The sequence below is a fragment of the Kitasatospora sp. NRRL B-11411 genome (genome assembly GCF_000721345.1).
Lineage (GTDB): Bacteria > Actinomycetota > Actinomycetes > Streptomycetales > Streptomycetaceae > Kitasatospora > Kitasatospora cineracea.
Genome location: NZ_JOGH01000005.1, coordinates 44,102 through 57,911, shown reverse-complemented (window position 1 = coordinate 57,911; position 13,810 = coordinate 44,102). Strand labels below are relative to the sequence as shown.

Sequence of the window (13,810 nt, the reverse complement as noted above, 5' to 3'; positions counted from 1 at the left end):
GCCCCCCAGCCTACGGGGCCGGACTGACAACCCGGACCCGCTGGGCGGGGAGGTGGGCGGTGCTGTGCAGCGGGTTGTCGACCTGGCCGTGCACGGCGGCGTGCGGGCGGTCGGGGCGGTCCCGGTAGCCGTCGAGCAGCAGGCGGTTGCGGTTCAGGCAGAGCCGGTCGATCCGGGGCTTGAACAGGTCGAACAGCCGGTGCCGGTCGGCGAGTTCGGGGAATCGGCGCTGGCAGTCGAGGATCTCGGCGCGCAGCAGTTCCCAGAACTCCGCTTCCGGCAGGTCGAGTTGGTCCTCCAGCAGCGGGGCGAGGTAGCGGTGGACGCCGATGAACAGGCCGGAGTGCAGGAACTGGCAGAGGTAGTCCGGGTCCTCCCGGTTGAGCACGTCGGCGATCTCCGCGGGCAGGCCGGCGAGTTCGGGCAGCGGCCGGTCGCTGAGGTTGACGTCGTCGACGAAGTCCTTGACGGCGAGCCGGACCGGGACGTCGTCGCGGTCGAAGACCACGATGGCGTTCTCGCCGTGCGGGGAGAACACCAGGCCGTAGCGGTACAGGAAGTGCAGCAGCGGCGGCAGCATCGCGGCGAACAGCCGGCGCACCCACTCCCGGGGCTCCAGGCCGGAGCGGGCGACGAGTTCGGCGGTCAGCGCCCGCCCGTCGGAGCCGGTCTGCAGCAGCGCGGCCAGGGTGCGGGCCCGCTCGCCGGGTTCCAGGTACCGGCCGAGCGGTTCGCGCCAGATCGCGCCGAGCAGTTCCTTGTACTGGTAGGGCGCGTCGGGCAGGTCCCGGTACAGCGGGTGCTCGACGGTGACCGAGGCGATCTCGCCGAGCAGGATCACCCGGCACTCGTCGCGCAGGTACGGGTCGGTGTCGCGCAGGTGGTGGATCCAGGCGGTGACGGCGGGCGCGGCGAGGGCGCGTTCGGTGGGCAGGCCGCGCCAGACCAGGGTGTTGAGGATGGCGAGCGGCAGTTTGACGGTGCAGCGGTCGGGGCGGCTGAGGTTGAAGAAGGAGCGGATGGACTGCTGGGGCAGCCGCAGGTCGCCGTCGCTGGGCAGCGGGATGATCCGGCCGTCGGCGATCCACGGCGCGAACAGGCCGACCACGGTCTCGTCCCACTGCCAGGGGTGCACCGGGAGCAGCCAGAACTCGTCGGCTCGCTCGCCGAGTTGGGTGCGGAAGGCGGGGTCGAGCTCGGTGTCGTAGACGGTCGGGTCACCGCGGAACTCGGCCAGGCTCTTGTGCACGGCGAGCCAGGGCAGCGGGCGGGGCAGCCGGGCCTCCGGGGTCCAGCCGGCCGCGTCGGTGGCGGAGAAGCCGAGCCGGCCCTTGTTGGCGACGATCCACGGGTGGCCGGTCTGCCGGCCCTCCAGGGCGACGTGGTCGAGGTCGGCGAGTTCGGCGGCGGTCAGCGCGGTGGCCCGCAGGTGGGCGTCGGCGATCAGGGTGGCGGTGAGTTCGCGGACCAGGTGGCCGGTGGTGTCGCCGCTCGCCCCGAGGACGTGCCGGGCCTGCTGGAGGAAGCGCAGCGGGTCGTCGCCGCCCTCGATCGAGGCCGGCTCGACCCGCCAGCTGCCGTACGCGCCGCGGCGGGCGGCGAACCGGTAGTCGGCGTCGGGGAGGCGCAGCAGGTAGCGGCCGTCGCCGTCGGGCTGCGGGTGGAGCAGTTCCTCGTAGGCGAATTCGCCGAGCAGTTTGGCGAGCATGTCCCGTCCGGCGGCCTGCCAGTGCCCGGTGGTGAGCTGGGGTGGCAGGTGGAGCACGGGGTCAGCGGCTGGCTGCGGCACGCTCGGTTCCTTCCTGGGGTCGTGGGAGCACCGCCGGCTGCGGGGCGGGTGCGGGTCCGGGGGCGGCGGGCGGGGCGAATGCTGGGGCGGAGGGCGGGAGGAACGTCGTCCAGGCGGTGCGGTGGGGCAGCGGGTGGAGGGTCTTGCCCGCGACGGCGTTGAGGATCACGGCGGCGCGGTGCGCGCCGAGCCCGAGGTCCGGGGTGCCGACACCGTGAGTGTGCAGCTCGGCGTTCTGGACGTACAGACCGCCGGTGAGTTCCGGCCGGGTGGCGACCCGGTGGTCGAGGTCGACCCGGTAGCGGCCCTGCTCGTCCCAGTCGATCAGGTCGGCGATCGGGTCGAGGGCGGCGGGGCGCACCGCGCGGTAGCCGGTGGCGAGCACCACGGCGTCGGTGCGGACCAGGTGGCGGCGGCCGGAGTCGCCGTGCCGGCAGTGCAGTTCGAGGTCGCCGCCGGGGCCCTGGGCGGCCTCGGTGACGGCGGTGCCGGGGAGGATCTCGACGGGTTCGGCGTCGATCGGGCGGCCGACGGTGCGCTCGTACAGGTGGTCGTGGATCTCGGCGAGGGTCTCGGCGCTGGCGGCCTTGTGCAGCTGCCACTGGGCGGGGACGAGGGCGTCCCGGACCTCGGCGGGCAGGCCGTGGAAGTAGCGGGTGTAGTCGGGGGTGAACTGCTCCAGGCCGAGCTTGGAGTACTCCATCGGGGCGATCGCCCGGGTGCGGGTGAGCCAGCGCAGCCGGGTGCCGTCGCCGGCCCGGTGGCGCAGCAGGTCGAGGAAGACCTCGGCGCCGGACTGGCCGGATCCGACCACCGTGACGTCCCGGGCGGCGTCCAGGGCGCGGCGCCGGGTCAGGTAGTCGGCGGAGTGCAGCACGGCGGGGTGGCGGTCCAGCGGGGCGAAGGCCGCGGGGCGGACGGGTTCGGTGCCGGTGCCGAGCACGAGGTGGCGGGCCCGGTGCACCGCGCCGGCGGCGTGCACCAGGTAGAGCCGCTCCTCGGCGTCCCAGTGGACGGCGGTGACGGGGCTGCCGAAGCGGCAGTTCGGGAGCCGGTCGGCGGCCCACCGGCAGTAGTGGTCGTACTCGCGGCGGGGCAGTTGGAAGCGCTCGCCGAAGTAGAACGGGAACAGCCGCTGCTGGTCGCGCAGGTAGTTGAGGAACGACCACGGGTTGGTCGGGTCGACCAGGGTGACCAGGTCGGCCAGGAACGGGACCTGCATCCGGGCGCCGTCGACGAGCATGCCGGGGTGCCAGCGGAACTCGGGCCTGGCGTCGAGGAACAGCGCGCTGACGGTCTCGGCCCGGTCGGCGAGCGCGGCCAGCGAGAGGTTGAACGGGCCGATGCCGACGCCGATCAGGTCGTACGGCTCGGGCGGCCGGCCCGCCGTGTCGTCGTGGGAGGTCATGTCGTCCTAGGTGTCCGCGGGGGTGTCGGCGCGCCGGCGGATCATCAGGGCGGCGCGCTTGTCGGGCAGGTCGAGGTCGGCGACGCGGTCGAACCCGGCGCGCGCGAACGCCCGGACGGAGGGCGTGTTGCGGACGTCGGGTTCGGCGAGCACCCGGGTGCAGCGGGGTTCGCGCCGCAGCAGCCGGGTGGCGATCGCGTCGAGCAGCGGGGCGGCCAGGCCCCGGCCGCGGGCGGCGGGGGCCAGCAGCAGGTGCACGCCCAGGTCGTGCGGGCGGGCGGGGTAGTGCGCGGCCAGCGGGTCGAGGTCGGCCCGGTACAGCTCGAAGTAGCCGGTGGGCGTGCCGTCGAGCAGGGCCAGGACGGGGCGGCTGCGGCCGTCGCCGTCGAGCTGGGCGGCGAGGTGGTCGGCGGTGGTCCGCGGCGGGCCGGCGAGGGCCCACCAGCGGTCGGTGTCCGGGTCGTTCATCCAGCCGGTGAGCAGCTCCAGGTCGGCGTCCAACCGCACGGTGGGCAGGACGAGTTCACCGGCCGCGGTGGGTATCGTCCCGGTCTCCGGGATCACGCCCGGGCCACCGGGTTGTCGATCTCGACGTACACCGACTGGGTCTCGACCGGGCCGACCAGTTCGTCCAGGCCGTGCAGCCGGGTGAGCAGGTTGGCCTTGCAGCGCAGGGTGGGCGCGTCCAGCAGGTGGGCGGGCAGCGCGGAGCCGGTGGCGGTGGCGGCGGGGCCGGCCAGGAAGCGGCGCAGCGCGGCCAGCAGCAGCTGCTCGTCGGCGAGGCCCTGGGAGCCGAAGGCGCCGATCAGGCCGAGCACGTGGTTGATGCCGAGGTAGTAGGCGAAGCGCTCGTCGGCGACCGCGTCGGGCACGAAGGTGTCGCTGTGCGCGCCGAGTCCGGGCAGCCGCTCGTGCAGCCGGTCGGCGTGCGAGGCGCGGAAGTAGTAGCCCTGGTTGTCGCGGTAGCGGCCGCCGGCGGGCCAGCCCTGGGGGTCCAGCAGGACCAGGCTGTTCTGCTGGTGGGCCTCCAGCGCGATGCCGGCCCGCCCGTCCAGCCAGAGGATCGGCAGGACGACGGTGTCCAGGTAGCGCAGGAACCACTCGGTGGCGACGGTCGGCACCGGGCGGCCGGTGCGGGCGGCCAACTCGTCGAGGACGTCCGCCAGTTGCGAGCCGAGCCGGTCCAGCGGCCGTTCGGCGACCAGTCCGGCCACGCACAGCGCCCGGTCGGCGGGCCCGAACGGCAGCTGCCGCAGCACGGTGTCCAGGCCGTTGGGTTCGCCGAGCGCGGGGTGGTCGACGCCGATCCAGGCCGGGTCGCGGACGATGTCGAAGCCGGGGTGGGCGGCCCGCCACTCGGCGGCCAGGCCGGACTCCAGCAGGCGGTGCACCTCGGCGCCCCGGTGCAGTTCCTTGCGGAGGTTCTCCCGGCGGGAGTTGGTGATCCGCAGGCCGAGCGAGAGCTTGAGCATCCACGGGGTGCCGGGGCGGCAGACGGTGCGCACCGAGCTGGTGGGGTGCCAGGGCTCGCCGTGCTGGCCGAGGTCGGTGAGCAGGCCCTGTTCGAGCAGGTCGGCGACGGCCGGGCGGAGCACCAGTTCGCGGGCCTGCCAGGGGTGCAGCGGCAGGACGGCCGTGTCGGCGGGCAGCGGGCGGCCGTACAGCCCGGCGGTGAGCTGCTCGACGGGGGTGCCGGCGGCGGAGTCGCCGGCCAGCAGCGAGCGGTGCACGGCCCACCAGTGCAGCCGGAAGCTGCCGTGCAGCTCCGGGGAGTACGCGGCGGACTGGGCGGGGCCGAGGCCGTCGCGGCTCTTCGGGGTGGGGTGCAGCGGGTGGCCGAGCAGCAGGGCCTGCTCGGCGCGCAGGAACGGGTCGGCGGGGGCGGCGGGGGCGGCCCGGCGGTGGGCGAGGATCTCCGCGGTGCGGGCCGAGGAGTCGGCCACCCGGGCGGTCAGGTCGGCGAGTTGGCCGGGTTCGGGGCGGCCGGTGGCGCCGGCCACCAGGGCGGCGACGGTGACCGCGTCGACCGGGTGCTCGGCGGTGCCGGTGGAGACGGTGGCCGGGCCGAACCGGTGCCAGCCGCAGGCCGACCAGTGCCGCACCGGCGCGGACAGCTGCGCGGCGCCGCCGAGCACCGGGATCCGCAGCAGGTCGCCGTCCGGGCGCTCGGCCGCGGTCTCCCGGGCCCAGCAGCGCAACAGGCTCTCGGTGGCGGCGTGTTCGGCGGCCACGGCCGGGTCGGGGTCGAGCAGCGGGTCCGGGGTGGGGTGCCCGGCCGCCGGCCGGGCGGCCGGGGGGACGCCGGTGAGGGTGCTGGCCAAATCCGCTCCTTGTAGCCGCGTGACTGCCTACGGGTAAGGGTTGCCTGTCCACCACCGCCGGGCACAAGGACGGCTCACTCGTTCCGGTGAGTTTCGGGCGATCCCTCACCCCCAGGTGTGAGCGGGCGGCATCCTGACGGACCGTCACCATCACGGTTCGGTGTCCGGACGTCAACGGCAGGGGCACCGCCCGTCCGCCGCGTCGGACCCGGATGGAAGACTGTCCCGGGGAGTCGGTCCGTTCTGGGGGGTTGATGGTGAGGGCACGGGGGGTGGTGGCCCTGCTGTCCGCGGCCGCCGTGGTGGCGGGCGGGACGAGCGCCTGCACCTCGACCGGCGGCGGCGGGGACGACGGGGCGCCGCGCAGCTTCGCCGAGTTGAAGCAGTGGGGGTACGCCGAGTGGGACCGCTGGGCGCAGCACCACGGCTTCCGCAACCCGGCGGTGCCGGGCCTGTGGAGCGCCGAGAAGATGGACCAGGCCCCGCCGCAGCAGCCCGCCCCGGCCCCGGACGGACCGTCCGCCGCGCCGTCGCCGTCGCTCCCGGTGAGCACCTCGGCGAGCGCGCCGGCGAGCGGGCCGGAGAGCGGGCCCGCGTCCGGCCCGGCCACCGCGTCCCCCTCCCCCGCCGCGCCGCCGCCGGTGGCCGCGCAGCCGGTGCCGCGCCCGTACACCAGCTACCCGGCGTCCGGGAAGGTCTTCATGACCGCGCCGAACGGCGGCACCGGCCAGTGCTCGGCCACCGTGGTCGCCGACCCGGCGCACCCGGGGAAGAGCAACCTGGTGTGGACGGCCGCGCACTGCGTGCACGAGGGCAAGGGCGGCGACTGGTACCGGAACCTGGTGTTCGTCCCGGCCTACAACAGCTCCGGCGCGGCCAGCGACCACCGGAAGGCGACGCTCGCCGAGGTCGCCCCGCTCGGGCAGTGGTGGGCCGACAAGGTGATCACCTCGCCGCTGTGGACCACCGAGGGCACCAAGGGCGGGGGCGCCGCGAACCAGTACGACTTCGCGGTGGTCAAGGTGCGCGGCCCGGAGGGCGAGACCCGCTCGCTGGAGGAGGCCGTCGGCACTGCCGTGCCGGTGTGGTTCGACGCCCCGCGCGAGCAGTTGGCGATCCAGGCCTGGGGGTACCCGGCCCTCGCGCCGTTCGACGGGCAGGAGTTGGAGCGCTGCGACTCCGGCCGGCCGGGCTCGCGTAGCTTCGACCCGGCCCGGCCCCCGATGCTGGTGATCGGCTGCACCATGACGGCCGGCGCGTCGGGCGGCGGCTGGTTCGCCGACGGCCCGGACGGCCGCCAGCGGCTGGTCAGCAACACCTCGATCGGCACCCCGGCGCACACCGCCCTGAACGGGCCCTACCTGGAGGACGTGGCCCGCCAGGCGCTCGACTACATCTCCCGGAAGTGACCGCCGCCGGCCGCCTCCGTCCGGCCCGGCCCCGGCCCCGACTCCGCACCCATTCCGACACCGACCACGGGGGAACACCCATGACCGACCAGCACCGCATAGCGCGCCGAGTCCGGAGCGCGGCCGCGGCCGCCCTGGTGACGGTGCTCGCCGTCACCACCGCCGCCTGCTCCCAGAAGCCGGTCCCGTCGCCGCCGCCCGTCAAGTCCTCGGCGTCCGGGTCGAAGGACTCCGTGGACATCGGCGACCTGCAGAACTTCCTCTCCCAGGCGCCGAACTGGAACGCCGACGACTGGAAGAAGTGGGCGTCCAAGAACGGCTTCAAGCCGGAGGACATCGAGGCGATCAAGAGCTTCTGGAACAAGAAGAAGCCCGCCGACCCGAAGAAGACCACCTCGATCGCCCCGGACGAGAAGGCCCCCTCGATCCGGGACGTGGTCTTCCCGTCCGTCGTCCAGGCCAAGGCCCAGCCGCACCCGTACGGTGCGGACACCGCCGTGATCGGCAAGATCTTCTTCGAGAGCGACGAGGGCACCGCGGTCTGCTCGGGCACCGTGGTCGCCGACCCGGGCAACCCCGGCCGGAGCAACCTGGTGTGGACGGCCGCGCACTGCGCCCACGGCGGCAAGGGCAAGGGCTACTTCACCAAGCTGATGTTCGCGCCCAGCTACAACCGCACCGGCGTCACCAGCAACGGCAAGGGCCAGAACGCCACCTGGGAGGAGGTCGCCCCGCTCGGCCGCTGGCTGGCCACCGACATGCTGGTGATGCCGCAGTGGACCCAGGAGGGCAACCTGGTGGGCACCGCGGCCAACCAGTTCGACTTCGCGGTGATCCGGGTGGCCTCGCTGGACGGCTCGAACATCTCGCTGGAGGAGACCGTCGGCAGCTCGGTGCCGATCCTGTTCAACGCCAAGCCGGAGGACATCACCGCGCCCAAGGCGTACGGCTACCCGGCCGGGAAGCCGTACGACGGCGAGGAGTTGGAGCACTGCGACTCCACCGCCAAGCTCACCCCGTTCGTCTTCGACCGCTCGCGCCCGCCGATGCTGGCCATCGGCTGCAGCATGACCGGCGGTTCCTCCGGCGGCGGCTGGATCACCCGGCAGAACGGCAAGCCGGTGCTGTTCTCCAACGTCTCGATCGGCGACAACGGCAACCGCTGGCAGGCCGGCCCGACCCTCGGGCCGGACGCCAAGAAGATGTTCGACGCCTTCCTGGCCAAGGAGTCGGGCAACCGGTAGCCGCCGGAACGCCGACGGGCGGGCGGCGCACCCCTCGCAGGGTGCGCCGCCCGCCCGTTCGCTACGGCTTCGTCCGCTACGGCGGGTAGCGGGTGCCGGTACCGGTGCCGTCAGGCCGCGACGACCGCGTACCGCTCCAGCTCGCCGGCCAGCACGGCCGCCACCTTGGCGTGCAGCAGGGTGCCGTCCGCCGTGTGCTCGGTGGAGATCAGCTCGCCCTCCGCGTGCACCCGGGAGACCAGGTCGCCGCGGGTATAGGGGACCAGGGCCTTGACCTCCACCGCGGGGCGGGGCAGTTCCCGGTCGATCAGGGCGAGCAGTTCCTCGATGCCCTGGCCGCTGCGGGCCGACACCACCAGGGCGTGCGGCTCGCGGCGCAGCAGGCGCTGGAGGACCAGCGGGTCCGCCGCGTCGGCCTTGTTGATCACCACGATCTCCGGCACGTTCTGCGCGTCGACCGAGACGATCACCTCGCGGACGGCGGCGAGCTGGGTCTCCGGCTCGGGGTGCGAGCCGTCCACCACGTGCAGGATGAGGTCGGCGTCGGCGACCTCCTCCATGGTGGAGCGGAACGCCTCGACCAGGTGGTGCGGCAGGTGCCGGACGAAGCCGACCGTGTCGGCCAGCGTGTAGAGCCGGCCGCTCGGGGTCTCGGCCCGGCGGACCGTCGGGTCCAGGGTGGCGAACAGCGCGTTCTCCACCAGGACGCCGGCCCCGGTGAGCCGGTTGAGCAGCGAGGACTTGCCCGCGTTGGTGTACCCGGCGATGGCCACCGACGGGACGTGGTTGCGCCGCCGCTCCTGCCGCTTGGTGTCGCGGCCCTTCTTCATGTCGGCGATCTCCTTGCGGAGCTTCGCCATCTTCTCGCGGATCCGCCGCCGGTCGGTCTCGATCTTGGTCTCACCGGGACCGCGGGTGGCCATGCCGCCGCCCGAGGAGCCGGAGCCACCGCCACCCATCTGCCGGGACAGCGACTGACCCCAGCCGCGCAGGCGCGGCAGCATGTACTGCATCTGCGCGAGCGAGACCTGCGCCTTGCCCTCCCGGGACTTGGCGTGCTGGGCGAAGATGTCCAGGATCAGGGCGGTGCGGTCGACCACCTTGACCTTGACCACGTCCTCCAGGTGGATCAGCTGACCGGGCGTCAGCTCACCGTCGCAGACCACGGTGTCGGCGCCGGTGGAGGCGACGATGTCGCGCAGCTCCTTGGCCTTGCCGGAGCCGATGTAGGTGGCCGCGTCGGGCTTGTCGCGGCGCTGGATCACGCCGTCCAGGACTTCGGAGCCGGCCGTCTCGGCGAGGGCGGCGAGCTCGGCCATCGAGTTCTCCGCCTCCTCCAGCGTGCCGTCCGTCCACACGCCGACGAGCACCACGCGCTCCAGGCGGAGCTGGCGGTACTCGACTTCGGTGACGTCCTGCAGTTCGGTGGAGAGTCCGCTCACGCGCCGGAGCGCGGCGCGCTCGGAGCGGTCGTACTGCTCTCCGTCGTAGTTGCCGAGGCCCTCGTCGATCGCCGCGAGGTCCTCGTCCATCAGGGCTTCCGCCTTGAGGTCGGCGAGTCGGCTGGCGGACTCGCTCGATCGGGTGCGGCTGTCGAACGTGGAGGTCATTTCATCCTTGGGTTGATCGGATCGTGCTCTCGGACAACACGGCGGAGCCGCCGTGAATTCCCCACGATGGTTGCACGTCCGCTGTGCCCGAGTCATCCCTTTTACCAGCCGCCCCCTCCGGCCCGGCCACCGCCCCCGCTGCCGCCCCCGCCCCCGCCGCCGCCTCCGCGGCCGCTCCGTCCGGCCCGGACTCCGGCCCGCCGGGCCGGTACACGTCGTACACGCCCGACACCCGGAGCACCGCCCGCATCACCGCGGGCAGCACCGCGGCGTCGGGCAGCTCCAGGGTGTAGCTGTGCCGCACCCGCAGCTGGCGGGGCGGCTCGACCTCGGCGGAGAAGATCGACGCGCCCTCGCCGGAGATCGCCGCGGTCAGGTCGGCGAGCAGCCGGGGCCGGTTGAGCGCCTCGGCGTGCAGGGTGGCCCGGTAGCCCCACTGCGGGGCGCCGCCGGGCAGCCAGCGGACCCCGACCGGGCGGCGGCCGCCGCGCAGCATCCGGGTGCCGGTGGGACAGCCCGCCCGGTGCACCGCGACGATCCCGCCGCGCAGCGCGATGCCGGTCACCTCGTCGGGCGGGACGGGCGTGCAGCAGCGGGCCAACCGGACGGCCGCGCCAGGCAGTTCGGGCACCTCGGCGGGCGCGACGGCCTCGCCGGGGCCGGCGCCGGCGACGGCACCGGGCGCGACGGCGGGCGGGGCGACGGCGGCGGGCCCGGGCGGCCCGGCGGGCCCGGGCGCGGGCACGGACGCGGGCTCAGACTCGGGCAGCTCGGCGGGCGCGGCCGGGCGGGCGGCCAGCCGCCGTTCGACGGCGAGCCGGGCGCCGGGGGTGCGGACGTACTCCAGCCACTGCGGGTCGGGCCCGCTGTCCTCGCCGTCGGGGGCGAGCAGCAGGCCGAACACGTCGCCGTCGCGCAGTTCGGTGGAGAGCGCGGCGAGCCGGCCGTTGACCCGGGCGCCGATACATCGGTGGCCGGTCTCCTCGCCGAGCAGGTAGGCGGCGTCCAGGCAGCTGGAGCCGGCCGGCAGGTGCAGGGTGGCGCCGTCCTCGGTGACGGCGGTGATCTCGCGGTCGTCGCGCAGGTCGGCGGTGAGCGCGGACCAGAAGGCGTCCGGGTCGGGGGTGTCCTGCTGCCAGTCGAGCAGCCGGGCCAGCCAGCCGGGGCGGGCCGGGTCGGTGCGGTCCTCGGGGTCGTCGGCGGTGCCGGGCCGGTCGGCGGTGCGCGGGTCGCCGAGGGCGACCACGCCGGTCTCGGCGACCTCGTGCATCCGCCGGGTGCGGACCAGGACCTCGATCACCTCGCCGCCGGTCAGCGCGACCGCGGTGTGCAGCGACTGGTACAGGTTGAACTTGGGGGCGGCGACGAAGTCCTTGAACTCGCCGGGCAGCGGCGTCCAGCAGGTGTGCAGCTCGCCGAGCACGGCGTAGCAGTCGGCGTTCTCCTCGACCACCACCAGCAGCCGCCCGAAGTCGGCGGGCCGCAGCCCGGCGCCGTCCGGCCCGGCCCCGCGCTTGATCATCACCCGGTGCAGCGAGACCAGGTGCCGGGGCCGGACGGTGACGGCGGCGGGGATGCCGGCCTCGGCGAGCTGGCGGCCGAGCTCGGCGGCGAACGGGGCGAGCACGCCGTCCGTCCAGCCGCCGGCCACCGCGCCGGTGTGCTCGTACTCCTCGGGGTGCAGGGTGGCGAAGACGATGTCCTCCAGCTCCGCCTTGACCATCTGGATGCCGAGCCGTTCGGCGAGCGGGATCAGCACGTCCCGGGTGACCTTGGCGATCCGCACCTGGCTGGCCGGCTTCATGTGCCGGATGGTGCGCATGTTGTGCAGCCGGTCGGCGAGCTTGATCACCATCACCCGGACGTCGTCGCCGGTGGCGACCAGCATCTTGCGGAAGGTCTCCGGCTCGGCGGCGGCCCCGAAGTCGACCTTCTCCAGTTTGGTGACGCCGTCCACCAGGTACGCCACCTCGGGCCCGAAGACCTCGGCGACCTGATCGAGCGTCACCTCGGTGTCCTCGACGGTGTCGTGCAGCAGCGAGGCCACCAGCGTGGTGGTGTCCGCGCCGAGCTGGGCGAGGATCATCGTCACCGCGAGCGGGTGGGTGATGTACGGCTCGCCGCTCTTCCGGGTCTGCCCGCGGTGGCTCTCCTCGGCGAGCCGGTACGCCCTGGTCAGCAGGGGTACGTCGGCCTGCGGGCGGTGCACCCGGTGGGCCTGGACGATCGGCTCGATGGCGTCGGGGACGGGCGTCCGCCCGGTGGCGAGCAGTGCCGCCCGGCCGGCCCGGCCGAGTGCCGCGCGGCTGAACCGGCCCGCCGGCTGCTTGGACGGCGGACCCGCCAGCTCGGAGCGGATGGTCATCTGCACCTCCGGCAGCAACACCGGAGCGACGGCCGACCCGGTGGTCCATGCTACCGAGCAGAGCACGTTGCGCGAGCCCCCGCTTCCCCTCTGTCACCCGGATCACTCGAACGGGCGGATTAGCCGGAAGGCCGGATGGGAAGCGGGAGCTGACGCCCCGTCGCGCTGACCTGCGGTCAGAGCAGGACGCCCTCCGCGACGATCACCGCGGGGCCGGTCATCTCGATCCGGCCGTCCGGGAACTCCTCGATCAGCAGTCGACCGCCCGGCAGGTCGACCGTGTAGCGGACGGCCTCCCCGGTGACCGCCGGGTCGGCACCGTCCCGCCGGATCGCCGCCACCGCGACGGCGCAGGCGCCGGTGCCGCAGGAGCGGGTCTCGCCGGAGCCGCGCTCGTGCACCCGCATCGCCACGTGCCGCTCGCCGCGGTCCACCACGAACTCCACGTTGACGCCCTGCGGGTACGCGCCCGCGGGGGCGGTGGCCGGGGCGTCGAGCAGGGTGCCCGCGTGCGCCAGGTCCGCGACGAACGCGACGGCGTGCGGGTTGCCCATGTTGACGTTCAGCGCGGGCCAGCTGCGGCCGTCCACGGTGACGGTGATGCCGTCCGGGCCGGGCAGCACGGCGCGGCCCATGTCCACGGTGATCTCGCCCGGGGTGCCGTCCGCGGCGTCCGCGGCGATCCGCACCTTCTTGACCCCGCCGCGGGTGGCCACCGCCAGCTCGCCCGGCTTCGCGTGCCCGGCGTGCACCAGGTACCGGGCGAACACCCGCACCCCGTTGCCGCACATCTCGGCGATCGAGCCGTCCGCGTTGCGGTAGTCCATGAACCACTCGGCCTCGTCGGCCATCCCCGCCGCGGCCGGCTCGGCCGCCGAGCGGACCACCCGCAGCACGCCGTCCGCGCCGATCCCGGCCCGCCGGTCGCACAACTCGGCGACGGTGGCCGCCGGCAGGTCGATCCGCCCGTCCGGGTCGGGGACGATCACGAAGTCGTTCTGGGTGCCGTGCCCCTTGAGGAAGGCCGTTCCGCTGATACCGCTGCGCTCGCTCACACCGCCGATGGTAACGAAGCCCGCCGGAGCCCCGTCGAGGACGGACGGCTGCCGAGACGGGTCCTAACCGCGCAGGTGGACGACCCGCCAGAGGGCGAGCGCCACGGCCGCCGCCGCCAGCAGGGTGTACAGCACGATGGCCTTCCAGCCGGCCCGCTCGGTGCTGCCGCGGCGCGGCACGCCCGGCCACTTGTAGCCGGCCCGGCGGGCCGCCATCGCGCCCCAGCCGACCGAGGCCGCGGTGATCAGCAGGCCGAGCATCCCGATCATCGCGGTCGCGCCCTCGCTGCCGAAGGCCAGCGGGAAGGCGAACATCAGTGAGCCGAACATCACCGTCGCGGCGATCGGCAGGATCTGCCACCAGCGCAACCGGCGGCGCGGCCGGATGTCCCGCTCGTGGACCACGCCCGGCGCGGCGGCCAGGTCGTCGATCGCGGGCAGCGCCACGGCGTAGGAGGTGGTGGGGACGGCGAGCTCGGGGAGGGTCTCGGACCCGTCGGAGACGTCGCCGAGCAGCTCATCGGTTTCGGGGCCGGTACCCGTTGACACGCGGCCTCCCCTGACGGCTCGACACGAGCTCCGGAGCTCGCGGGCGGTGAGGCCGGCCCG

General features: G+C 74.4%; 10 protein-coding genes. 2 read left to right on the top strand and 8 right to left on the bottom strand.

Features of this window, described 5'->3' with window-relative positions; genetic code table 11:
• Positions 1-10 precede the first annotated feature (10 nt).
• Genes IH44_RS0104100 through IH44_RS0104085 form a run of 4 tightly spaced genes read right to left on the bottom strand, consistent with a single transcriptional unit; the run spans position 11 to position 5,518 of the window.
• Entirely contained in the window at positions 11-1,789 is a 1,779-nt protein-coding gene (locus IH44_RS0104100) for an IucA/IucC family siderophore biosynthesis protein (RefSeq protein WP_369794892.1), read from the bottom strand.
• Positions 1,770-3,197, bottom strand: a complete 1,428-nt coding sequence (locus IH44_RS0104095) for a lysine N(6)-hydroxylase/L-ornithine N(5)-oxygenase family protein (protein ID WP_030457996.1) — start codon at positions 3,195-3,197, stop codon at positions 1,770-1,772. The genes IH44_RS0104100 and IH44_RS0104095 overlap by 20 nt, the downstream gene beginning before the upstream one ends.
• A gap of 6 nt (positions 3,198-3,203) precedes the next feature.
• Positions 3,204-3,761 carry a GNAT family N-acetyltransferase gene (locus tag IH44_RS0104090; RefSeq protein ID WP_030457995.1) on the bottom strand — a complete coding sequence of 186 codons (558 nt, stop codon included), beginning with the start codon at positions 3,759-3,761 and terminating at the stop codon, positions 3,204-3,206.
• Positions 3,758-5,518, bottom strand: a complete 1,761-nt coding sequence (locus IH44_RS0104085; RefSeq protein ID WP_051816533.1) for an IucA/IucC family siderophore biosynthesis protein — start codon at positions 5,516-5,518, stop codon at positions 3,758-3,760. Before IH44_RS0104085 ends, IH44_RS0104090 begins: the two co-directional genes overlap by 4 nt.
• A 254-nt stretch (positions 5,519-5,772) precedes the next feature.
• Here IH44_RS0104085 and IH44_RS46190 point away from each other — a divergent pair, with 254 nt between their 5' ends.
• Together IH44_RS46190 and IH44_RS0104075 are read left to right on the top strand one after the other, a co-directional pair.
• Positions 5,773-6,927 (top strand): serine protease, encoded by a 1,155-nt coding sequence (locus tag IH44_RS46190; protein ID WP_157852088.1) that lies wholly within the window; start codon positions 5,773-5,775, stop codon positions 6,925-6,927.
• A gap of 80 nt (positions 6,928-7,007) precedes the next feature.
• Positions 7,008-8,171 (top strand): serine protease, encoded by a 1,164-nt coding sequence (locus tag IH44_RS0104075; RefSeq protein WP_035953859.1) that lies wholly within the window; start codon positions 7,008-7,010, stop codon positions 8,169-8,171.
• A 110-nt stretch (positions 8,172-8,281) separates the two neighbouring features.
• Here IH44_RS0104075 and hflX read toward each other — a convergent pair whose 3' ends face one another.
• The 4 genes from hflX to IH44_RS0104055 form a co-directional block, all read right to left on the bottom strand.
• The gene (hflX, locus tag IH44_RS0104070; protein ID WP_030457991.1) at positions 8,282-9,781 is read right to left on the bottom strand and encodes a GTPase HflX; all 1,500 of its coding nucleotides are present in this window, start codon (positions 9,779-9,781) and stop codon (positions 8,282-8,284) included.
• A gap of 1 nt (position 9,782) precedes the next feature.
• A complete protein-coding gene (locus tag IH44_RS0104065) occupies positions 9,783-12,146 on the bottom strand; it encodes a bifunctional (p)ppGpp synthetase/guanosine-3',5'-bis(diphosphate) 3'-pyrophosphohydrolase (protein ID WP_030457990.1) in 2,364 nt (787 codons plus the stop codon).
• Between the two features lie 176 nt (positions 12,147-12,322).
• Positions 12,323-13,201, bottom strand: a complete 879-nt coding sequence (dapF, locus tag IH44_RS0104060; protein ID WP_232794811.1) for a diaminopimelate epimerase — start codon at positions 13,199-13,201, stop codon at positions 12,323-12,325.
• 63 nt (positions 13,202-13,264) lie between these two features.
• Positions 13,265-13,750 (bottom strand): hypothetical protein, encoded by a 486-nt coding sequence (locus IH44_RS0104055; RefSeq protein WP_030457988.1) that lies wholly within the window; start codon positions 13,748-13,750, stop codon positions 13,265-13,267.
• Positions 13,751-13,810: the final 60 nt, after the last annotated feature.